The following is a 20,967-nucleotide window of genomic DNA, read 5'->3' on the forward strand; positions in this document are numbered from 1 at the left end:
GGAGCGCTCGGGCCAGGGCCGCGCGCTGCCCGTCTCGGGCGGCACGGGGCGCCCGACCAGCACGTTGAGCCACTGCAGGTCCTGCGCGACACGCATGCGGTATTCCTCCTGCCGCACGCGCGCGGTCTGCAGCAGCGACTGCACCCGGTACACGTCGAGCTGCGCGGCACCGCCGACCGCACGGGCGCGGCCGATCGTGTCGGCATTGGCATTCAGCGCGGCCTCGTTGGACTCGGCCAGCGCAAGCAAGGCACGGTCGGCGCGCAGCGTGAGGTAGGCGTTCGACACCTCGCCCACGAGGTTCATGCGCGCGGCCGCGTGGTCCTTGTCGCCGGCCTCGGCAAGCGCGCCGCTTTGTTGCGCGGTGCTCTGCTGCCGGCCGAAGAAATCCAGCTCGTACGACATCACGCCCGCCTGGACGTCGAAGCTGTTGGACACGCGCCCGTCCGACGGCAGGTTGCCGACCGGGCTGAGCGAGCCCTGTGGCGTGGTCTGCGCGCGCTGGGCATGCGCCGACAGGCCCAGCGCCGGGAACAGCGAAGCGCGGTTGCCCGCATAGTTCGCGCGCGCCTCGCGGGCCTTCGCGGCATAGGCGCGCAGGTCGCGGTTCTGTTCGAGCGCGGTGGCGATCAGGCCGCGCAGCTCCTCGTCCTGCACGAAGCTGCGCCAGTCCACGGGCTGCGCGCCCGGCGCCGTCGTGCCCGCGGGCCATTGCGACGGCACCGACAGGTCGGGGTCCTTGAGCGGCGGCGTGAGGTTGCACCCGGTCGTCACCAGCACGATGCACACGGCCAGCACCGCGAAGAGCAGGCGCAGCGACAGGCGCGCGAAACCCGCGCCCGGCGCGCGCATGCCCGCACTCGCAAACAATGCCGACGCCGCCTGCCAGGGCCGCACCTGCACGGCCACGTGGCTCGGCGGCACGTTGAAGACGTGGCGCACGAGGTCTTCGCGCTGCGCCTCGGTGGCGGCGAACTTCAGCTCGGCGCCCGCCCTGCCGCGCGCGGCAAGGTGGGCCGGCAGCCAGCCGACCGGCTCGACATGCACCTCCAGCGGCTGCCCGACGCGCAGGCGCTTGAGCGGCCCCCGGCCTTCGAGCAGCGCGCCGTCGGCCGCGATGTTGACGAAGCGCGACTCGCCCTCGCCCGCGGCCGTGCGCACCCGTGCCCGCGCGCGCCAGGGAAAGCGCTCTTCCTGCTGCGGGCGCGGCAGGTCGACGCAGGCCATGAGCGCGCTCAGGCACAGCACCAGCGCGATGCCGGTCCACACGAGGTTGAGCTGGTCGCCCGGCGTGAGCGCCTCGCCGCCCAGGGCCGCCATCGCGGCCGCGCCCTGCAGCGCCACCAGCAGGCCGCCGAAGACGGCCACCAGCTTCCAGTGCACCACGGTGCGCGAGCGGTCCAGCCCCTTGGCCGTCACCTTGAACGGATGGCCGAAGGGCTTCAGCATCGCGCGCGCCAGCGTGCCGCTCACGGCCATTGCCGCCACCAGCTGGCTCACCTCGCTGAACACGGGCAGGCAGCGCCGCTGGCTGACCCAGTAGCTGTAGGCCCAGAACATCACGAGCGACGGCAGGCCGTAGGCCGCAAAGGCCTGCGGCGTGGCATGGAAGGCCGAGACGCCGGCATACCAGTACAGCGCCGGCGCCAGCAGCACCAGCACCATGAAGGGCTTGCCCAGCCAGTGCAGCAGCCCGTGCAGGAAGTGCAGCCGCGCCGACAGGCTGTAGCCCGGGCCGCGCAGGGGCCCGTCGGGCAGCAGCGCGAGCTGCACGGTGCCCAGGCACCAGCGGCTGCGCTGGTTGATGTAGTCGATGATGCTCTCGGCCGACAGCCCGTTGGACAGCCGCTCGCCCAGCCAGCGCGTGATGCGGCCGTGGCGCAGCAGCAGGTAGGTGGTGTGGATGTCTTCGCACACGCTGCCCACCGGGAACCCGCCGGCCTCGGTGATCGCGTCGCGCCGCACGATGAACGAGGTGCCCACGCAGAACGCCGAATCGACCGCGTCCTTGGCGGGCTGCAGCACGTCGAAGAACACGCGCTGCTCGTCGACCCAGCTGTCGGTGGCGCGCAGGTTGTGCTGGATGGGGTCGGCGTTGTAATAGAACTGCGGCGTCTGCACCAGCCCCACGCGGCGGTCCTCGAACAGGCCGAGCATGCGGTAAACGATCTGGCGCTGCGGCGCGAAGTCGGCGTCGAGCACGAGGATGAACGGCGCGTCGGTCACGCCCGCGGACAGGCGCAGGCCGTTGTTGAGGTTGCCGGCCTTGGCGTGGCGGTTGTCGGGCCGCCGCGCGTAGTGCACGCCGCGGCGCTCGCAGTACGCGCGCAACCAGTCGCGCCGGGTGTCGTCGAGCACCCAGACGTTCAGCCGCGGGTAGTCGATGGCCTGCGCGGCGATGATGGTCTTCTCGAGCACGGCCAGCTCTTCGTTGTAGGTGCAGATGAAGACATCGACGGCCGGCACCTCCTCGCCACGCGCATGGCGCTCGCGCAGCGCGGCCTCGCCCCGGTCGGCCTGCGCGCGGTTGTCGCGGCGCCGCATGAGCATGTGGATCGACATCAGCGTGTAGACGATGGCCGTGAGCTCGAAGCCCAGGAACACCCAGGCGAACAGGGTCTCGAAGCCCAGGTCCGAGGGCGGCATCGTGGCGACCACGCGCCAGACGGCGTAGCGCAGCAGCAGCAACGCGGTGAGCGCGCCGAACAGCACGCGGTGGGTGATGCGCTCGACCCTGGCCCAGGTCATGAGGAGCAAGGCGAGCCCTCCGACCAGGGCGTTGAGCTGGAATTCCGGTGTGGCGATCAGGCTGGACATGAGGGGACTTCCGATGCGGCGGTCTTGCCGGTGAAGGGGTTGAAACCCGTGGCGGCCAGGGCGATCCAGGCGGTCGCGCCCAGGTGCGGCCAGCGGTAGTAGAAGAAATCGGCGCCGGTCGAATCGGGGCCGATGGCCAGGCCGGTGGCAATGCGCGCGCTCGGCGTGGCGTAGTACAGGCCGTTGCCGGCGCGCTGCGAGGCCAGCAGCTGCCACAGCGCCTCGGGCGCAGCGCCCTTGCGGGCCACCAGCGTGGCGGCGGCCTGTGCGCTGCCTTCGGTCCAGATGCCGTCGGGCTCGCGCGAGAAACCGTAGCCCGCGCCGACGCGGTGGTGCTTCTCCACCCAGTCGAGGCTGCGCACCCAGGCGCAGGAGCCTTCGGGCGCCGCGAGCACCGGCCACAGCTGCGCGTCGAGGCCGGAGCCTTCGGTGGAAATCGTGGCGCCATCTTCCTTGGTGCCGATGTGAAAGCGCTGCTCCGACGGGTTCCACATGCGGCCCACGAAGTCGAGCGCGGTGCGCGCCTGCCTTTGCTCCGCCGCGTCGGGCTGGCCGTCGGCGCGCACGGCCCGTGCGGCCCACGCCGCCGCCACGGCGATGTCCAGGTTGTGCTCGGTCGACTTCCAGGTCTGCGCGCGCTGCGCGTGGTCCCAGCCGTGGCGCCCGCCGTTGTAGCCGTCGGGGCCGTTCCGGGCGCGCGTATTCTGCTCGGCCCAGGCCAGCAGCCGGCGCGCGGTCGCCAGGTAGGCGGGCGTGGGTTCGGCCTGGTGCAGGTTCAGCAGCAGCAGCGCGGCCCAGGCCACGTTGCCGGTGGCGGTGCTGACCTGGTAGGCGTCGGCAATCCACTGCTTGCGCCCCGCGTCCCAGCGGCCGGGCAGCGCGGGCTTTTCCTCGGTGACCGGCCCGGCGCGGTAGGCATTGCGCACGCGCCCGTCGGGCATGGTCTGGTCGTGCGCCACGGCCCGGACCACGGCGTCGCCGATGCGCCGGGCGGCGGCGCGCTCGCCGCACGCCAGCAGCGCGATGCCGGCCAGCGCGTTGTCGTAGGTGAAGCCGGCGCCCGCCAGCGCGGGCTCGAACGGCGGTTCGCCCTGTGCATTCGCCGGGCGGTAGCTGGTCAGGAACAGCGGCCCCGACGTCGCGCCGCCCTGGTCGTGCGCGACGGCGCGGCGCAGCCCGTCGCAGCTCTCGCGCGCAAGGGCCTTCTGCGTGGCACCGGGTGAAGAGGGAGGCGCGGCAGCAGCAGCGATGCCGGCAAGCGCCATCGATGCGGCGGCGCACCGTGCCACGGCACGGAAAGAGAAAGGGATCGACATGGCGTTCTCGGTGGGCTGCGCGACATGCTTTCTCACGCCTTGGCGAGGCCGGCCGAGACCACCTTGCCCGGCACGCACAGGGTCTGGCGGCTGCCGTCTTCCGAGGGCGGCGGCTCGGGCGCCTCGATGCGCGCCACCGCATAGATCGAGCCCTGCTCGGCAAAGGGGAAGGGCACGCTGTAGGTGCTCTGCAGCGCGTCGGAGGCCACGGGCAGCAGCTGCTCGACGCGCGCCTGCACGTCGACGTTCTGCGCCACCTTCACGTCGAGCTTGGAGCCGACGCTCAGCCGCTTGGCCAGCCGCGCGGGAAACACGGCGACGACGCCGATCCGGCTGCAGTCGGTCACGCGCACCAGCGAGGAGCCCGCCGTGACATACGCGCCCTCGGGCGCCAGCACCGTATGCACCATGCCGGGCTGGCTCGCCTTGACCTCGTAGGCGGCGAGCTTGTCGACGCGGCGGCGCTCTTCGTCCTCGAGCTGCGTGATCTGCGCGAGCTGCTTGACGATCACGGTGCCGTCCTGGCGCGCGCGGTCGCTGCTGTTGCGCAGCGCTTCGCGCCGGCTCGCGAGCGTCTGGAACAGGCTGTTGCCGCTGGTGCCCACGAAGGCGCCCTGCCCCGCGCTCACCACCGTCTGCGCCTGTCCCGCGAAGGCCTGCTCGGCCACCGCCGCATTGGCACGCGCGGTGCTCAATTGGGCCTCAGACGCGTTCATCACCTGTTCGCTGATGGCGCCCTCTTTCAACAGCGCTTCGTTGATGCGCACCTTGTTCTCCTGCTCGGCGACCACGCTGTGCGCCACGTCGCGCTGGCGCTGCGCGATCTCCCACGCGTCCCAGGTCTGCGCCAGCGAGGCCTGGCGGGTCACCTGCGCCTGCTGGCCGATGGAGCGCATCTCCTGGCTGTCGGACTTGTACTGGTTGCCCAGTTGCGACAGCTGGCTTTGCAGGGCCAGGCGCTGCGTGGTCAGCGTGGTGAGGATCTCCTGGCTGACGGTCGGGTTGCGCACCGTGGCCACCAGCGTGCCGGGCGCCACCGCATCGCGCGTGCGCACCGCCATCTGCGTCACCACGCCGTTGATCGGCGAGGTGACGATGCCGACCGGCGCCTGCAGCACGGCGCGCGTGGCCTGCGAGGACAGGAGCGGCGCGACCAGCGTGGCGACCATCAGCCACAGCACGAAGGCCAGCAGCGCATAGGCCGCCAGCTTCGGAACGAAGGCGCCCCGCTGGCGCCGGCGCCGTCCATGCACGGCACGCGGTCGGCCCGGTTCCGACGGAAAAGGAATGGGTCTGGACACTCGCATAACCACCTCTTGGAAACATCGACGGCATGCCGGCGAACGGCATGCCGTCTGGTGAAGAAAGAGACTCGAATCAACCTCCCGACCCCTCGGTCCGCGCCTCGATTTGTCGTGCTGCGGTGCAATAAAGGTACGCCCAAAGCGCGCCCCGTCCTGCTTCCGGGAGAAACAAGATGTGCGAACTTCACATCTACTTTTCGGCCGCGGACCGGGCGAAGTCCTACATAGGTGTTGCGGCGGTGGGGGTTGACACGGGCTGGGCGTGTCGGCACGCACGGAACAGCGCGCGATCGCGTTTGTCTCGAAGGCCCGCGGGCATGGCGCAGGGCGAGGTCCGATGAAGCGGCCCCCTGCGCGCGCGGCGTCGACAACGCGGCTTCCGCGTCGAGTTCAACAGGCCGTAACGATATTGCCGCGATTGGTCACAGCCGCCGCGGGGGCGATGTGGCGGGCACGCATCAGCAACGGTCATCAACCCCGGCGAGCCCCATGCCCTTCGCGACATGGGGACACGCCCAGGCTGCGGCATGCGCGCGTTCTTCCTTTGCACCACCGGCTTTTCGGCGGTTGTCCTACACCTCGGGCCGCACAGAAGACTAGACCTGTAGCCCACCCTGCTTTTTCTTCTTCAAAGGATTCCAGATGCGAAAAGTCAACGCTGTGATGACCCGCGATGTCGAGGTCATCAGTCCCGACGCCACCCTCGCGGAGGCCGCCAGACGCATGCGCGACGGCGACTTCGGGATGATGCCGGTGGGCGAGAACGACCGCATGATCGGCGCGATCTCGGACCGCGACATTGCCGTGCGCGGCATCGCCGAAGGACACGACGGCAACGCCAAGGTGCGCGACGTCATGTCGGACGGCATCCGCTGGGCCTATGAGGACGACGCCGTCGATCATGCGGCGCAGCTCATGGCCGAGCACCAGATCCGGCGCCTGCCCATCGTCAACCGCGACAAGCGGCTGGTGGGCATCCTGGCGCTGGCCGATGTCGCGGTGAAGGAGCCCAAGGTCAAGCCGGCCGCCGAGGCGCTGTGCGGCATCTCACAACCCGTCGAGGCCTGAGAAGGTCTGACCAGGCGAGGTCCTTCACCCCGATTCACTGTCCCTTCCCTTTCTTCCTGGAGGACTTGCCATGCACGTCGCACCTTTCCACCTGCTCGCAGCCGCCGCCATCGCGGCGAGCCTCGCCGTGACCGGCTGCACGGTCACCCGCCCCAGCGGCGCAGCGAACGACATCCCGGCCTCGTCGGCATCGGCCATCGACGCCCAGGTCGACGCGTCGCTGGCCCGCCTCTATGACACCGTCGCCGGTTCGCGCGCGCTCGTCGCCGGCGCCCAGGGCGTGCTGGTCTTCCCGTCCGTGGTGGGCGGAAGCTTCGGCATCGGCGCCGACTATGGTCGCGGAGCCCTGCGCAGCGGCGGCCGCACGCAGAGCTACTACAGCACGACCGCCGGCTCCATCGGCTTCCAGGCCGGTGCGCAGTCGAAGGCCGTGTTCTACGTGTTCACCTCCAGGGAGGCGCTGGACAAATTCCGCCAGAGCCGGGGCTGGACGGTGGGCGTCGACGCGACGGTGGCGCTGGCACGCTACGGTGCCAACGGCGTCGTCGACAGCAGCACCTTCCGGCAGCCCGTGGTCGCTTTCGTGATGACCAATGTGGGCCTGGAGGCGGGTGCGTCGGTGCAGGGAGCGAAGATCACCGAAATTCGACCTTGATACGGGCATGGCATGACGGGCATCCGGTCGGAAACGCCATCGACAAGGAGTGCCCGCCATCATGCTCAACGGAGCCGAAGCCCACCCGATCCAATCTGCGACGCGCGCGTTGTTCGACCGCTATGAGCGCGAATTCAATGCGGGACTGACCGGCGAAGCCGACCTGGAGGCCGTGGCGGCGCTGTACGCCGCGTGTTTCATTGCCGCTTCACCCGCCGGCGTCTTCACGGGCAGGAACGACGACGAACTCAGGAGCGTGTCCGCGAAGGGGTTCAAGCATTACCGCGACACCGGCGTGCAGCGGATGACCGTGCGCAACCTGGACATCTCGGCCATCGACGAATTGCACGGGCTCGCCCGCGTGGCGTGGAGAGCGATCTACAAGGTCGACGGCGCGCAGAGCCATCCGCGCCGTACACAGCCTCAAGCACCGCCGCCCGCACCTCTGCTCCACACGTTCAGCATCCGACCACCTAACTCCGAGGAAGTCGTCGCCCCGTCCGATAGAACCCAGAGCACCACGGTGGGCTGGCTGACATGTCGCGCGCCGTAGGGGCAGTGCACGGTCCGGTAGCTCCGCATGTTGACGCCTGCTCAGACAGATTGACCTACGGCATCGTCCCCTTGCCAAAAGCGCGAGCGTTGTTAGGCAAAGCAAGGCGCACCTCGTTATCTGGCTCCGTCAGATAGATGGCCATCTTGCGGATACCCTCCCACTGCTGCGGGTAGCGGCTGGGTTCAAAGTTACCAATTCCTCCACCCTTATAGGTGTCAATGAAAGCGCGGCAGTCGACATGAAATCCCAAGCCGTGTGTTACCACATTGTTCCAATCGTTTCCCATCTTCGCCAAGATCGCACGCAAGTCTTGCGGGTGAAGAACCTGCGAGAGAAAAACCATGTGCCATTGGTAGCCCTTTTCCAATGAGAAATCAAGCTTCCAGATATGCCCAACCAACGCCCCGCCAAAAGCTTCAGATGCCAGCTTCACGAATTTCTGGCGATGCTCAGTGATCTGAGCGTGCCCGATCGATTGCCCCGGAATTGAAGGCCAGCGAAGCTCAACCGGCAAGTATCCAAGATCCATACGCGTCAAGGTCAACGCTTTATTTTGGGCTGCATGCGCTTCGACATACGCCATGATCTGCACATAGGCGTCATTGGGGCCGCGCGCAAAATTCTTCAGGCGAGCCTTGAATTGGGGTGCTAGGGCTTCACGACGAACATTGATCACGAACTGGTTGAGCCGATCAGTCCAAGCAATTGCTTCTGGCCCTATTACCAGATCCAGGCCAGGCACATCAAGCAGTGCCAGGCTGCTGGCATGCCGCTCAAAAATCTCAAAATATGGTGGAAAGCGGTGAATAGGGTATTGCGCGAGGACGGGCGAGACAGTGTACAGAGCCGCTACGATCCGTGCGCCAAACGCTGTGAGTTCATTTTGAACGTACCCTGTCTGAGCGGAAAATCGCAGAAGAAACGATCTACGATTCGATCGTGCAATGTCTCGGGTCAATGCGACAATTTCTCGAATTTGCTCCACTTGAATTAGCCCATCCTTGACGTATGCAATAGGCTGATTTCCTTGGATTTGGTACGCCGCAGCCCGCTCAGACATAGCCAACGCTGCCTCATCGGAAAAAGAAGGGGGTTCACCCTCCGACTTCTTATGCACAATAGTCCTTTAGGGCTGGCGCGCAGCCTTTCTGATGACCAGAACTATGCGCGCCAGATATTAATATTTAGATCAATGCGGGCGACAGAAGGATTGCGTTGGAACTGCTCCGCACCTGCCATCGACAAGTTCATCTCCAGTACAGCCAAACCGCCACTGGAATCAAATTGAGGAATCGATAAAAATACCTTTCTGCGGCTTTCATGCGTGGACCATTGTGCTCTTCGGCGTCTCCTATCGCGGGCACGTGCGCCCCCGATAGTTCATCGGACGTTGAATACTCTAGTTCAAGGGGACACCACGCCCCTTCATGCTCAGCCAGTCGCTGAATTCGAACTCCTTTTATCGTTCGCTAATTTTCGCGGCGAAGCTCTTTTTCCTCGTCGATTGGAGGCAAGTACTTTCTCCTGCGCGCAATGGAGTATTGAATTTTCGCGGGACAAATCATGGCGACCTCTCCGGCAAGGACCAACACGGAGATGTCACATGACGCTTCAAAGTTAGCTCCCCTTTAACTCAATAGTTAGTTCCCCTTCTAAGTAAAAGTTAGCTCCCCTCCAACGTAATAGTTAGCCCCCCTATCGTAATAGTTAGTTCTCCAACATGGAAGTTCTTCCGGCACATTAGGACAAACTTGACGGCGCGGCGCAGCCCACAGGTCCATCAAGATCAGCAACTCGCAGGCAACGCCGGTATGGCCCACACACGCGCCAGCGTCGCGCCTATCCAGCTTGAAGTACCTGTTGACGGTATGAGCCAGCTCAATCTGTAGCCTTCGGCTCACCACTTAGCTTTTTCCGCGTGCTTTTCTTCGACCTCGACCTCGACGTCGAAGGGAGAACATTCTCGGAAAAAAAATACTGCTGCCATCCCATCCTTTGCGGAAGACAGCCAACCTATTGCCCCGGATATTCCAGGCAAAGCACGTGCTCAAACGCACGTGCTCTTTTTTTACCCTGCTCCGGTGTAACTTTGTACCACTCTTGACGCCAGAAAACGCAGGCAATCAATCGCATACGACTTCCTTTCCGCAATCGAAATCACGACTCCTTTGAATCTTGAATATTGGAAAAGGATGAGATTAATAAAGACAACCAAGATACCAGCATAGTCAACGAGGAAGCCTCTCCTCTTTCCTCCTTCCAAAAGGAAAGATAAAGACAGATGCCTACAGCATCTGTCGACTTCTTCCATCTACAGAGCCTTGATGTTCCATTGAGTGCATCAGGCACTCACGGGGATCAGGGCAATTAAAGAAAATGATCCCCATGAAGAAATCATCTCCATCCCAAGAGCCAGCGCTCAGTCGGCCTCTTTTCGACAATCCGATTTATGAAGGCCTCATCCTCAATGAGGCGGCCTTCATGGCCGAAGACGGCGTGATCGTCATCATTGAGGAGTTTGACTCTGTCCGGCCTTTGATTGACAAGTACGTGCTGGATATTTGCTCCAGCACGGCCGTCGCTTGGCAATTGCAGGAGGTCAAAGCGGGACGCCCCGTCCTGAAAAACTTGTACTTGTCCCGGTATTCGGGCTTGCTGCAGGCGTTCATGGAGCGGGTGTACCTCGATCATCGCGATTCTGAGTTCACTCCGAGCCTTTGCAGCACCATTCTTTACGAGGCGATGGATGCGCTTCACTTTCAATCGACGCACTCTCCGAACCTGCAGGCGATGTCGGGCCATCCGTGGATGCGCAACTGGGAGTTGGAGAACTGGCTGATCTCGACAGTACGTAGCAAGGCCGAGGGCCGAGGCTTCAAGCGAAGTGAATACGAGAATAAACGGAACTGCGATCGAAATTACGAAACTGGTCGTGCATTTCTGGAGGCTGTGTTCAAGAAGTACTCACGCGTCGAGGTCGCGCGAATTGACTTGAAGTATCAAAATTCATTCAAGGCAGAATTGACGCTCTCACAGGTGCGCGAGGACTTCCGGCGCCTATGGAATGGGCGCCACAAGAACCGGCGGCTCAAAGACCTCGCGGGGTACATGTGGAGCCTGGAGTACACGGACCTGGAGCGCTTTCACTACCACCTCATCTTGCTTTTCGATGGATCGCAAATAAAGGACCCGTACTACCGAGGCCTGAAGGTGGGGCAGCGCTGGGTGGAGCGTGCCACGAAGGGGCGCGGTGACGTCCACCATTGCCGTGAAAGCGACTACCGTTACCCATACTTGGGGAGAATCGACGCGATTGACGTGGAGAAGCGCGAGTGCCTGCTCAGGCGGGGCGTGGAGTATCTGACCAAGTGCGATCAGTTACTGCAGATCGATTTGGAGCGCGTGCAGACCTTCGGCACATCGGCTTTTCCGCAGAAGACCACGAATGCGGGCAAGCCGCGTTTGCCGAAGGGGCTGCGCAAGCCCCGCAGAAGCAGCAAGCCCGTCAAGGCCAGGAAAAACCACGTTTTGTTTGGCACTGCGGGACTCTGGTCCCAATAGCCCAGTCTGGTGGGGCCTGGGCAATCACCATGTGATTGGTCTGTCGCGCGCAGCATTCGCCGTCATTTCGCTGTGCGTGGCCGACCTAGACACCCACCGCTCATGTTCTCCAGAACACGGGTGAGTGGAGTAGAAATTGACTGAGAGAGACAGAAGCAAAGACGAGGCTCAGGTGGCCTGCTCCTCATCCACCGCCACCGCCACCCAGTTCGCTGAGAAACATCGCGGGGGAAGCTCCTTGATCGCGCTTAAGTTTTTGCGCGATCCCGCTCCGCAATCCGGTCAAGGATCAGTTCCAAAACCAACTCAGGGAAGCTTGCCTCAATGTACTTTTGTGCGGCATTGATGGCAGGCCAAACCTCGTCACCCTTCGCACCACTCGCAAGTGCAACCCAAGGGCCAGGGAAGTAGCGGGTGAGCATGCCGAGAAAATAGGACAACATGTACGTCATGGCAATTTGAGAGAGTTCCAACTCCCCCTCGAAGGGTTCCGAGATGAACAGTCCCGGAATCCTGATCATCTTTTTCAGATACGTATGGGTGAATAGTGCCGTATGTGACTTGAACGTGTCGTAGTCGCAGGAAATTTGAACATCTCCTGCTTGCACGTCCTCAACGACATAGCCCAGAGCGCGATACCGTTCTGCGAATGCTGCAAACGAGTCAGCGAGTACACGAGCATTGAACCCAGCTTCGGCACTGAACCTCATATTGCCGCACCATGCGCTTCTGCGCTGAATCGAGGGCGGAAGATAGTCAGCGAGGTCGGGCAAGCGCGACAGGAGATCGCCAAGAGTCACAACGGATCCAACCGGCGGCAGGTTGTACGTGAGCCTCCAGTCGACGTTTTCGGAGTGGACGTGCATGCAAGCCAAGTTCTCGGTCCGGCTAAGAAAATCGGAAAACAGACCATTGCAAGTCTCTATCTTCAGCTTCTCTAATGATGAAAGTGCAACGGCGACATCCGAGGTGAGCGTTGACCGCCAATCGATCGCGGAAAGCCCATGCCCCGGAGTCATTGCTTCTTCGCCCTGCCCAGGGCTCAACAGCAGCAGAGCCGCTCGACTCAAGCTTGCAACCCCGTAAAATCCAAGCAAGGCCCGGACTGAATCGTTCGACCCTTGGGCATTTCTAAAAAACTCTCGAGACTGCTTCGCCGCGGAGGTAATTTCTAAAGCTCTTCGCGCGCCAATATCACGAGAGAAGAGTCTGCGATGCCACGTCTCAACGCCGTCTCTGGTTTCCAACGCGAAAAGCCGCTGCCAAACGTGGCTTTGCATCATCTGGGCCTCCTCGGTTTACGACTACACGGCACAACTGAACTACGACTAACCAGCAGGCGCTACGTCGGGCCAAGCAAGGTCAACTCGTAGGCTCTTGGCACCTTCGTCTCGGAGAAACAGCGAAGGCGGATGAAAATTTGCTTTGGCATTCTGACAGTCATACGGATCGAGGTAGCTCGTACCGTCTGGCCGAAGGAAATAGCCATCAATTGGAAACGGTCCACCTAGATAGAACAAAAACGGTAGACCGTGCAACGCGATGAATGCTCCAATGACTCGCGGTTGGCCCATTGGATCGACGGCCGTTAGTTCACGAAAGAGGAATTCTTTCGTGAAGCTCGAGTTGCGCTCCACTCCGGCCATCGAGTACATGCCGATTGGCGCCGCCATCGGGATGAGTCCGAAAAGAGCTGCCACGACCTCTGCTTTTAGCGGATAGCGCTTGCCCACCGCCGTCATGCCAGCTGCAAGGTGGCCCAAAGTTACCTTGAGAAGCCAACGCTCAAACACCGAGCCATCTAGCGCGACCTGGGTCTCACCCGCCTTTGCTGAGTGAAATTCACCCAGCGCATCGCTTAACTTTTTAGCCTCACTGTCAAGGCCAGACAAGGCGGAGTTGTGATCTACACATAGGACATTCGCCGTCGCGCTGCCCAAACCGATAAACGTGTGATCTGGAATCTTCGGCCATCCCACGACTGCGATAGAGCCCTCGCCCATGACAGCTTTGGTGAATACATGCTCTCCAGAAATTCCACTCGAACAGCCACCTAGCTTGTGCGCATAGCACTTCGGGCTTCCATGGACGTAAGGCTCAAAAAACATTCATCGATTTTTCCTCATTTTCTGTATCACCGCCGATCAATCCCAGCCCGCCGCGCGCGGGCTTTTTCACGCCCAAACCATGAAGAACATCCGTCTCTGTAGCTCCCTCACAGCGCTGGCCGCAGCCGCAGACGCTGCAGTCACTGCCGCCGTGAGCGCTTGTGTGGTCTACGCAAAGAGAACCGATGCGGGCATCCCCATTGACCCGAGCATCGATGCCACGGCACGCGATGGCCTTGAGCATCCCTCTGGTCCTTGGATCAAGTGCAAGGGCGCTGGCATCGATCTGCAGAATCCGAGCTTCTGCTGAGCCCCCTTTTCGCGGCGGAGTCCGACCCAGTTTCCGGTAGACGTATGAGAATGAGCTAGGACAACAACTGTCGCTAGCATCCAAAGGCCCCATACGGGGACCAACCGTCTCTTCAAGAGGCTGTGCAATTTTTATCGGAACGCTTCATGGCATGACAGCGATCCCCGCTGTCCTTGCGTTCGACCAATTGCACAGTCTTCCAGGAGCCGAAATGACTCTCCCCCTCGAACTACCCCATCCGCTTGGCCGTTGTTCGCATTGCAAGGCGCCTCTACAGAGCCTCTGCGTAACGCTGGCACGCGCCAAAGTACAGCTTGAGGAAATCGCAGAGCCGCTCACCGCCATCGTCGGCGTGGAGTCCAGTGAAGTCCTGGAGGCGTTCTGCATGAATTGCGGGGTCGGCAAGGCCAAGGAGGCACTCGAGCAACGCGGTATATCTCTCGATCCCCCGTCCGTCGGACCTTGGGCTAGTCTGTGCGGGCGCTGCTGCATCAACGTCGTTGACCACCGCCACTCGAGCATTGTCTATACGATCGATGTCGAGGAGTTCGATAGTGAGGCATTCAACGTCCTTGAAGACATCACCGTAGTGCAATGCTGTAGCGCCTGCGAGAAGGAGCCGAACGGTCCCCACCGAGCTTGATCGACCTCTACTGAGGAGACGGTTCTTCGGGTGTTCCTATCGGATTGCACCATTACATGACAGCGGGTATCACCGTCTTTACCTGCCCGGATTGTGAGACACCGCCCTGCGATCTCCACGCCGATGTCTTCGGCTGCCTATAGCGAGACATCGCCGGACTCTCTGAATAGACAAGGTGAAGCTGGCGCATTCGGCCCACCAAACTGAGTCAGCGTTCGCCCCCCGAACGCCTTCAAATGGGTCTTTGGCCGCTGGCGTCTTGGCCCTTGCGACTTGGATGCGTGCGCCACGGCGGCTGGCCGCCGCGGCAACCAAGTGAAGTGACCGGTTGCCGCGAGGTCCCGTATCTATGGAGGGTTCTCTCGAAAGACCGCCTGGCCGTGGGTGGTTTCCGCGCCGCTAAGCGCTTCGCGCTTGTCACGCGGGTTCCCCCGCGTGGACGGGCTGCAGCCTCCGCGCAGCCGGTTGCCCGGCTCCGAGCTACCGCCCTATGGGGCGAAGAATCAAGCAGCGGGAAACTGCACCCCGACGTCACCAGAATGATTGCCCCTGCGATCTGAGGAAGACCTGAACAACTCGGATCGTCGACCTGAAAGGCTTCCCGACAACCAGACCGGAAGTTGTTCCATGAGTCAGTGGAAATCTTTGTGGATAACTCATGGACAACTTCGGCGGCGCCAACACTCATGCGGGTCGTCGCTGGAATGCCTACATTCGAGGCAGTCGCCTCTTGACTTTCGGGGCTGATGAATCGGCCACAGGCGCGGTGACCTGGATATCCGCTAGCAGCGCCTGCCTTCTCGTCAGAGGCTCGAACTTCTGACGCGAGGTTAAGAGGTATCTCGACGCGCACGTACTGCGACACCTCGGCGGCAGCTGGCGCTTCAGGCAGCCGCCTATCACCTTGGCGTGGCGCCGCCGTCCCCGACCTGCGGGGCAACCTGGGAGGGTGCGTCTACCAGTTCTCGGGTATGGCCGTTTGCGCTGTTGCTCACTAACATCGCCGGCCGTAACAAATGGCAGGGCCTTGCGAGAACATGAGATGGCACGGATCGGAGCCTCGGCTCCACTCAAGCGAAATTCTTCTCCGCGTCGCAGGCGCGCTGGTGGCGCTAGTCGTTTCAGGGTGCGGCGGGGGTGGAGGTGGCGGCTTTTCCCCGATCTCGGTGCCGCCCTCCGCCCCCGCGCCCTCTCCTGCCCCAGCGCCCCCAGCCCCAACTCCCCCCGCGCCGACCTATGCGATCGGCGGCAAGGTCACGGGGCTGCTCGGCGCGGGGCTTGTGCTGCAGAACAACGCAGGTGACGACCTGCCCATCGCCACCGATGGCCACTTCAGTTTTGTGACACCGCTTGCCGATGGTGCGAGCTACGCTGTGTCAATCAAATCCCAGTCGAAGATCCTGACGCGCGTGTGCACCGTCAGCAACGGAAGCGGAACGATCGCGGCGGCCAAGGTGAGCGACGTGCAGGTCGTCTGCGCCGAGCCTCCTTCCCGCTTTGCCTACGTGTCGAACGGCAACAGCGACAGCGTGTCGGCCTACGCCGTCGATGCGATGACCGGCACGCTGCGCCCGGCAGCAACGCTGTCGGTGCCAAGTCCGTACGCGTTGACCATCGAGCCCTCGGGCCGATTCGTCTACGTGTCGAGCGCTTTGGGCAACGGCGTGTCGGCGTACGCGATCGATCGCACGACGGGCGACCTGCACCCCATCGCCGCCCCAACTGTGGCGGCGGGGGGAATCTCAGCGGGGATGGCGGTGGATCCCACTGGTCGCTTCGCCTACTTCGTGAATTTGGTGGGCAACAGCGTGCGGGCTTTCAACATCGACCCCGAGACGGGTGCGCTGAGCGCGATGGCGGTGCCGTCCGTGGCGACCGGCAGAGCGCCTTACGGTATTGCCATCGACCCCACGGGCCGCTTCGCCTATGTGGCGAACATCAGCGACGCCACCGTGTCGGCATTCAACATCGATGCCACGTCCGGTGCGCTGAGTCCCATGGCGATCCCCACCGTGGCGGCCGGGGCCGGAGCCCGCGATATTGCCGTGGATCCCTCCGGCCGCTTCGCCTACGTGTTGAATCAGGGCGACTGGAACATCTTGGCTTACTCCATCGATCCCGTGTCGGGCGCACTGGCGCCGCTCGCAACAACACCGCCTGCGACAAGTCGCGCTCCATTCAGCATCACCGTGGACCCGAAGGGACGCTTTGCCTACGTGGCGAACCTGGACAGCCATGACGTGTCGGCCTATACCCTGGACGCCTCGACCGGTGCGCTGGCACCCGCAGTGACGCCAACCATTCCCACAGGAAATCGTCCTGCCTCGATTGCGATAGAACCGAACGGGAAGTTCGCGTATGTGGCGGACAACACTGACAACAACGTGTCGGTCTACTCCATCGATGCGGTGTCGGGCGTGCTGAATCCACAAGTGGCACTGACAGTCATGGCAGGACGTTCGCCGAACAAGATTTTCTTGTCGAGGTGAAGAAGTGTCATTGAATCGCTGTACGTGGCCCGTCCGGCACGAGGTGCTGGCGCCATGTCCGCTTCAGTCCTCCGGCAGAAACGCCTGGTTGTAGACCACCTCCCACAGATGCCCGTCTAGGTCCTGGAAGTAGCCCGCGAAGCCACCCCAGAAAGTCTTCTGCGCCGGCTTCACGATGGTCGCCCCGGCCGCCTCGGCCTGCGCCATCGTGGCCAGCACCTCGGCTTCGCTGCGCACGTTGTGGCCAATGGTGAAGTCGGGCGAGGCGCTGCCGCGGCGCGCGATGCCGCTGTCGTGCGCCAGGCTCTCGCGCGGCCACAGCGCCAGCTTCAGGCCGGGCTGCAGGTCGAAGAAGGCAACCGCGCCGTGTTTGAATTCCTGGCCGATGATGCCCAGCGTCGCCAGGCCCAGGCCGTCGCGATAGAAGCGCAGCGCGCGCTCCAGGTCATCGACGCAGAGGGTGAGAACGGAAATACGGGCTTTCATGTGTGGGGCTCCTGGTTTGCTGTCCAATCGAAGCCTCCAGCTTGCAGCACGTCATGCCCGCCGACTTGAACAAAACGGCCACACCGCTCGCCCAGGAGGTGGGTCACTACGCCGAAATCCCGGTGCCGCCGCCCTTGCGTGGCATCTTTGCCTGTCAGTGGATGCATGTGCTGCCTACTGATGCCAACGGCACGCCGCTGCTGGTGGTGCCCGACGGCTCGATCGATCTGCAGTGGATCGATGGCGTGGTGCGCGTGGCCGGCCCCGACCGGCAACCGCACGCCGAAGCGCTACGGCCCGGCGCGCAGGTGCTGGGCCTGCGCTTCCATCCCGGTGCGGCGGCCGCATGGCTGGGCATCGACATGGATGCGCTGACGGATTGCCGCGTTGCACTGGACGATCTGTGGGGTTCGCGTGCGGCATGTCTCGCCGCCGATTCGTCCACAGAATTCGTACACAGGGTGGCCGCGCGGCCAGTCGCGGACCTCACGCCCGATGCCGCAATGGCCGAAGCCTTTTGCCTGCTGCAGTCCGGTATGGCCCCCGCAGACTCGCCGCTGCGCTGGCTCTGCGAGCGCTTGCAGCAGCCCGAGCGCACGCTGCGTCGCCGTTTCGTACAGCACTTCGGCTACGGCCCGCAAACACTGGCACGCCTGCTGCGCTACCAGCGCTTCCTGCAGTTGGCGCGCGCAGAGCCATCGACACCGTTTGCCCAACTGGCCGCCGAAGCCGGCTACGCCGATCAACCGCACCTGGCGCGCGAAAGCCGTCGCCTCGCGGGACGTCCGCCCTCCACGCTGCCACGCGATTGACTCAGCACGCGGCTACCACCCACCCCTTGGGACCGGGCACGCGCTTGCGCCGAGAGGCCCAGACGCGGTTGTACTTTGGAGAGTGGATCCTTCGTAGATCCCTCTCAACGTACTGGCGCCGACCGGAACTGAGCCGATCTTGTAAGTAGTGCCGTCTGGTGCGCTCCTTACCTCATCATCGGCACTCACACTCGAGGTCGGCCGTCTTATCCTTTGGGGTCGCGGGCCCTCGGTAAACGAGGTAGCCATCTCTCTTGATCTCTGAGCACTTCTGAATACAGGCCTGTTGCGGCGTGGGCAAGTCGCGTCTTAGATACCCGACAAGCCATGGCAATCCTGCTATGACTGCAAGTACCAACAGGAGGATCGCCGCCTGGCGAGTATCCATGTTCATGTTCAGAACGTAGCCCCGCGCTTGCAGAAGCTCTGTGCTATTGAGTGGTGAGACGTTCCGCAATCTCGCGTGCCCCGAGTTCTCGCACTGCCGCAAGACTCTCGAGTTGCGCAGCCCGCGGACGCGCCTTGCCTTGCTCCCAGTGGTAGATCGTCTGTCCGGACACACCCACCAGCCGTCCGTAGATCGCAGCAGATAGTCCCAACTTTTCGCGATGTGCCGCCAACCTGGAAGCACTGAAGCGGCGCTTCGTCACCTCGCCTGCATCGCCACCCGAATCCGGAGCCGCGGAAGGACGTACCGCGCCCTTCGCGACGCGGCGCAGCTCCTTTTCTAGCGCACTCACTTGACGGCGGAGGTCGGCAATGGACGAACGATGTGCGACCGATGCTTTCTTCAGCGCTTCAATCTCGGCACGCACTTCTTTGCGAGCTACGCGGGAAATTTCAGCTTTGAGAATCGAGGCGACATTTGGCATGAGCGCATTGTGCCGCTTTGTAGTCGGGGCCAACAGCTCGGCCAAGATGGCTGCTTCGAGCGCCTTCTGGGTCATGGGTCCCTTCCGCTCTAAGACGATACGAGAACTACCAAAAAAAGAAATCGCAGCTGATAGTCTGGGCACTTCTTCACGAAAACGAATTCGTGAAGGAGTGTCCAGACTTTCTTTCAACCGATTTCCTTGCGGCCACGATCGCTTCGCCGATCAATCCCGTATGCGTCCGTCAAGTTGGCTAGCTGACTCTCAGCCTCTACAGCCCGTCGCACCTCTTCCAAGCGAGAGGGATCAGCTTGCTTGCGTGCAAGCATTGCACGATCCACCTGGCTGAGGAATTCTTCGTCGAACAAGATCTCCGCTTCTTGAGACTGTGCGCTTGAGACTCGAGCCCCATCGACTTGCCTCACCGGAGTGTCTCCTTGAGGAAGATCGCCTCCACGCGCTTGGCCCCTACCCCATGGGCAGGGAAGCCCACGATGACGGCGCGATCACGCTGCTGACAGATGCCGCAATTCAGGCAGTCGATGTTGCCCACGCTTGCTGGGCACACAACGACCTGACGGCCTGCTGGCGTGCGCACTGGTTTGAGGGTGCTCTGCGGCAAGACGACGACGACGGGTGCGATCGCCAGGCTGGCGTAGCTGTCGGCCTGAGCCAGCGTCTGTGCACTCAGGTTGACCGTGAAGCCAAGTTGGTTCGCCTGCTGAATGGCTGCGCCGTTCGCCGGCGTGGGCGGGTAGTGGGTGTAGGTGAAGCCGCGCCGCCCCCTGTTCGCCCTCGCGAGCCTGAGGAGCAACCCGGCATCGATCACGCCGGGCGACGACGGTGTCAGGTCCCCGGCCTGGTTGTGGCGCCACAGTGCGCGACGACGCAGCGTGCTGATCTCCTGCAGCAGTTCGTCGAAAGTCGAGCCGCGTGAGCCTTCCGAGACGGCTTTCCAGTGAATCGCCAACGGCCCGCTCTCGGCATAGCAGCCGTTGCGCCGCAGGCCACAGTTCGCAGGACATGTGTTCGCGCTCGTCGTCGTGACCGCCATGGGCCCGGTCTTCGCATTGCGGCTGATGCGGGTGAAGTGATAAGTGAATGGTTCGGCGGGTGCAGTCGACGCAGCGCGCAGCGCCAGACCACCTCGTGAGATCGTGGTGACCAAGGTGTTCTCCTTTGAGAATCAATGCCGCAGCGCACCGCCCTCGCCTACCCACTGCCTGGGCTCGAGAAGAAGTCCGGGCCTGCGGGATGGAAGGGATGGTTCGGTCTCGCGGAGCCCGAGAGGGAAGTACCTAGCTATCGAAGCGCTGTTTGAGCTTTCGTTGGATCTCCAGGGCGCAGCCGTGCCAGGCATGGCCGCTGACCATTCCGGTATCCAGTGCTTCTGGATCGGCCGCGGCCACCTTCTGTGCGTAGTACGTCAATGCCTGCAGCACGAAGGCCTGGATCAACGCCCCATGGGCGCTGAACTCCATCAGCTCCACCACGAACTCGACATTGGTCTGAGGTTGAGATGGGCTCATGCGTGTGCCCTCGCCTCTGGTGCAGGTAGCACCGTCGCTTGCTGCAGCTGCCTTGCCTTCATGTGGAAGATCACCCCGTCCTCGCGCTGGACCTCCCAACCGCGCCGGCCCAGGCTGCGCCGCAGTTCGTAGGTGCGCCCGTCGTACGAGACGCGCAGCCCCTGCCGAATGGCTGCTCGCTTGGCCATTCGGTTTGCATGGAACTCGCGCACCTTCTCGCGCCAAGGTCCTGCATACGGACCAACCGGAGGATCAGCGCGATCCAGAAAGGCCAATGGATAGTCGAAGTAGCACGGGCCGCAGCTCTCGTCCATGCTCTTGACGGCCGCCTGGCCGCCCCTGCAGTCGATGATGGTCAGACCGATCCAGATCCGTCCGACATGCTTCCCCAAGCGGGTCTGCGCCAGGAACCACAGTCGGTTGCCGATCGCGCGATGAGCA

The 20,967-nt window shown here is 63.1% G+C and carries 19 protein-coding genes; 7 read left to right on the forward strand and 12 right to left on the reverse strand.

All coding sequences use genetic code 11. From position 1 onward, the window contains the following. The 3 genes from VBO01S_RS25455 to VBO01S_RS25465 form a co-directional block, all read right to left on the reverse strand. A partial coding sequence (locus VBO01S_RS25455; RefSeq protein WP_062480633.1) for a TolC family protein occupies nucleotides 1-2,817 on the reverse strand: 2,817 nt, incomplete at its 3' end. After that, nucleotides 2,805-4,133, reverse strand: coding sequence for a hypothetical protein (locus tag VBO01S_RS25460; protein WP_062480635.1), 1,329 nt, complete (start codon nucleotides 4,131-4,133; stop codon nucleotides 2,805-2,807). The genes VBO01S_RS25460 and VBO01S_RS25455, both read right to left, overlap by 13 nt. A 32-nt stretch (nucleotides 4,134-4,165) precedes the next feature. Next, on the reverse strand, nucleotides 4,166-5,434 hold the full coding sequence (locus VBO01S_RS25465) for an HlyD family secretion protein (protein ID WP_255221197.1): 1,269 nt from the start codon (nucleotides 5,432-5,434) through the stop codon (nucleotides 4,166-4,168). A 645-nt stretch (nucleotides 5,435-6,079) separates the two neighbouring features. Here VBO01S_RS25465 and VBO01S_RS25470 point away from each other — a divergent pair. The 3 genes from VBO01S_RS25470 (at nucleotide 6,080) to VBO01S_RS25480 (ending at nucleotide 7,713) form a co-directional block, all read left to right on the forward strand. Beyond that, a complete protein-coding gene (locus tag VBO01S_RS25470) occupies nucleotides 6,080-6,505 on the forward strand; it encodes a CBS domain-containing protein (RefSeq protein WP_062480639.1) in 426 nt (141 codons plus the stop codon). A gap of 70 nt (nucleotides 6,506-6,575) precedes the next feature. Continuing rightward, the gene (locus VBO01S_RS25475) at nucleotides 6,576-7,160 is read left to right on the forward strand and encodes a BPSL1445 family SYLF domain-containing lipoprotein (RefSeq protein WP_062480641.1); all 585 of its coding nucleotides are present in this window, start codon (nucleotides 6,576-6,578) and stop codon (nucleotides 7,158-7,160) included. Nucleotides 7,161-7,221: 61 nt separating this feature from the next. After that, entirely contained in the window at nucleotides 7,222-7,713 is a 492-nt protein-coding gene (locus VBO01S_RS25480; protein ID WP_062480642.1) for a DUF6841 family protein, read from the forward strand. A 55-nt stretch (nucleotides 7,714-7,768) separates the two neighbouring features. Here the strand turns inward: VBO01S_RS25480 and VBO01S_RS32530 are convergent, their stop codons facing one another. Next, on the reverse strand, nucleotides 7,769-8,833 hold the full coding sequence (locus tag VBO01S_RS32530; RefSeq protein WP_157627455.1) for a hypothetical protein: 1,065 nt from the start codon (nucleotides 8,831-8,833) through the stop codon (nucleotides 7,769-7,771). Nucleotides 8,834-10,101: 1,268 nt separating this feature from the next. Here VBO01S_RS32530 and VBO01S_RS25490 point away from each other — a divergent pair. After that, complete coding sequence (locus tag VBO01S_RS25490) at nucleotides 10,102-11,277, forward strand: YagK/YfjJ domain-containing protein (RefSeq protein ID WP_062480646.1); 1,176 nt, start codon at nucleotides 10,102-10,104, stop codon at nucleotides 11,275-11,277. A 248-nt stretch (nucleotides 11,278-11,525) separates the two neighbouring features. Here the strand turns inward: VBO01S_RS25490 and VBO01S_RS32040 are convergent, their stop codons facing one another. The 3 genes from VBO01S_RS32040 to VBO01S_RS32540 are packed head-to-tail and all read right to left on the reverse strand — an operon-like array spanning nucleotide 11,526 to nucleotide 13,629. Further along, nucleotides 11,526-12,560: a YaaC family protein gene (locus VBO01S_RS32040; protein WP_082818286.1), complete on the reverse strand. Its 1,035-nt coding sequence runs from the start codon at nucleotides 12,558-12,560 to the stop codon at nucleotides 11,526-11,528. Between the two features lie 45 nt (nucleotides 12,561-12,605). After that, on the reverse strand, nucleotides 12,606-13,385 hold the full coding sequence (locus tag VBO01S_RS32535; protein WP_157627456.1) for a hypothetical protein: 780 nt from the start codon (nucleotides 13,383-13,385) through the stop codon (nucleotides 12,606-12,608). Continuing rightward, nucleotides 13,375-13,629, reverse strand: a complete 255-nt coding sequence (locus VBO01S_RS32540; RefSeq protein WP_157627457.1) for a hypothetical protein — start codon at nucleotides 13,627-13,629, stop codon at nucleotides 13,375-13,377. The genes VBO01S_RS32535 and VBO01S_RS32540 overlap by 11 nt, the downstream gene beginning before the upstream one ends. A 277-nt stretch (nucleotides 13,630-13,906) precedes the next feature. On the opposite strand from VBO01S_RS32540, the gene VBO01S_RS32545 reads away from it, so the two are divergent. Next, nucleotides 13,907-14,338, forward strand: a complete 432-nt coding sequence (locus VBO01S_RS32545) for a hypothetical protein (protein WP_157627458.1) — start codon at nucleotides 13,907-13,909, stop codon at nucleotides 14,336-14,338. 1,280 nt (nucleotides 14,339-15,618) lie between these two features. Next, nucleotides 15,619-16,827 carry a lactonase family protein gene (locus tag VBO01S_RS25505; protein ID WP_062480652.1) on the forward strand — a complete coding sequence of 403 codons (1,209 nt, stop codon included), beginning with the start codon at nucleotides 15,619-15,621 and terminating at the stop codon, nucleotides 16,825-16,827. Nucleotides 16,828-16,890: 63 nt separating this feature from the next. Here VBO01S_RS25505 and VBO01S_RS25510 read toward each other — a convergent pair whose 3' ends face one another. After that, nucleotides 16,891-17,313, reverse strand: a complete 423-nt coding sequence (locus tag VBO01S_RS25510) for a VOC family protein (RefSeq protein ID WP_062480654.1) — start codon at nucleotides 17,311-17,313, stop codon at nucleotides 16,891-16,893. Between the two features lie 53 nt (nucleotides 17,314-17,366). On the opposite strand from VBO01S_RS25510, the gene VBO01S_RS25515 reads away from it, so the two are divergent. Next, nucleotides 17,367-18,125 carry a helix-turn-helix domain-containing protein gene (locus tag VBO01S_RS25515; RefSeq protein WP_082818288.1) on the forward strand — a complete coding sequence of 253 codons (759 nt, stop codon included), beginning with the start codon at nucleotides 17,367-17,369 and terminating at the stop codon, nucleotides 18,123-18,125. A 431-nt stretch (nucleotides 18,126-18,556) separates the two neighbouring features. Here VBO01S_RS25515 and VBO01S_RS32045 read toward each other — a convergent pair whose 3' ends face one another. The 4 genes from VBO01S_RS32045 to VBO01S_RS32795 form a co-directional block, all read right to left on the reverse strand. After that, nucleotides 18,557-18,997: a helix-turn-helix domain-containing protein gene (locus VBO01S_RS32045; protein WP_082818289.1), complete on the reverse strand. Its 441-nt coding sequence runs from the start codon at nucleotides 18,995-18,997 to the stop codon at nucleotides 18,557-18,559. A gap of 421 nt (nucleotides 18,998-19,418) precedes the next feature. Further along, entirely contained in the window at nucleotides 19,419-20,165 is a 747-nt protein-coding gene (locus VBO01S_RS25520) for a DUF7227 family protein (RefSeq protein ID WP_255221198.1), read from the reverse strand. A gap of 130 nt (nucleotides 20,166-20,295) precedes the next feature. After that, nucleotides 20,296-20,526: a hypothetical protein gene (locus VBO01S_RS25525; RefSeq protein WP_062480659.1), complete on the reverse strand. Its 231-nt coding sequence runs from the start codon at nucleotides 20,524-20,526 to the stop codon at nucleotides 20,296-20,298. After that, a partial coding sequence (locus VBO01S_RS32795) for a hypothetical protein (protein WP_062480661.1) occupies nucleotides 20,523-20,967 on the reverse strand: 445 nt, incomplete at its 5' end. The genes VBO01S_RS32795 and VBO01S_RS25525, both read right to left, overlap by 4 nt.

This window comes from Variovorax boronicumulans NBRC 103145, assembly GCF_001591345.1.
In the GTDB taxonomy this organism is placed as follows: Bacteria; Pseudomonadota; Gammaproteobacteria; order Burkholderiales; family Burkholderiaceae_C; genus Variovorax; species Variovorax boronicumulans.

Bases quoted from the DNA above. Each gene is read 5' to 3' on its own strand.
- VBO01S_RS25460 (WP_062480635.1), bottom strand. From the start codon at position 4,133: ATGTCGATCCCTTTCTCTTTCCGTGCCGTGGCACGGTGCGCCGCCGCA.
- VBO01S_RS25470 (WP_062480639.1), top strand. From the start codon at position 6,080: ATGCGAAAAGTCAACGCTGTGATGACCCGCGATGTCGAGGTCATCAGT.
- VBO01S_RS25475 (WP_062480641.1), top strand. From the start codon at position 6,576: ATGCACGTCGCACCTTTCCACCTGCTCGCAGCCGCCGCCATCGCGGCG.
- VBO01S_RS25480 (WP_062480642.1), top strand. From the start codon at position 7,222: ATGCTCAACGGAGCCGAAGCCCACCCGATCCAATCTGCGACGCGCGCG.
- VBO01S_RS25490 (WP_062480646.1), top strand. From the start codon at position 10,102: ATGAAGAAATCATCTCCATCCCAAGAGCCAGCGCTCAGTCGGCCTCTT.
- VBO01S_RS32040 (WP_082818286.1), bottom strand. From the start codon at position 12,560: ATGATGCAAAGCCACGTTTGGCAGCGGCTTTTCGCGTTGGAAACCAGA.
- VBO01S_RS32535 (WP_157627456.1), bottom strand. From the start codon at position 13,385: ATGTTTTTTGAGCCTTACGTCCATGGAAGCCCGAAGTGCTATGCGCAC.
- VBO01S_RS32540 (WP_157627457.1), bottom strand. From the start codon at position 13,629: ATGCTCAAGGCCATCGCGTGCCGTGGCATCGATGCTCGGGTCAATGGG.
- VBO01S_RS32545 (WP_157627458.1), top strand. From the start codon at position 13,907: ATGACTCTCCCCCTCGAACTACCCCATCCGCTTGGCCGTTGTTCGCAT.
- VBO01S_RS25510 (WP_062480654.1), bottom strand. From the start codon at position 17,313: ATGAAAGCCCGTATTTCCGTTCTCACCCTCTGCGTCGATGACCTGGAG.
- VBO01S_RS25515 (WP_082818288.1), top strand. From the start codon at position 17,367: ATGCCCGCCGACTTGAACAAAACGGCCACACCGCTCGCCCAGGAGGTG.
- VBO01S_RS32045 (WP_082818289.1), bottom strand. From the start codon at position 18,997: ATGCCAAATGTCGCCTCGATTCTCAAAGCTGAAATTTCCCGCGTAGCT.
- VBO01S_RS25525 (WP_062480659.1), bottom strand. From the start codon at position 20,526: ATGAGCCCATCTCAACCTCAGACCAATGTCGAGTTCGTGGTGGAGCTG.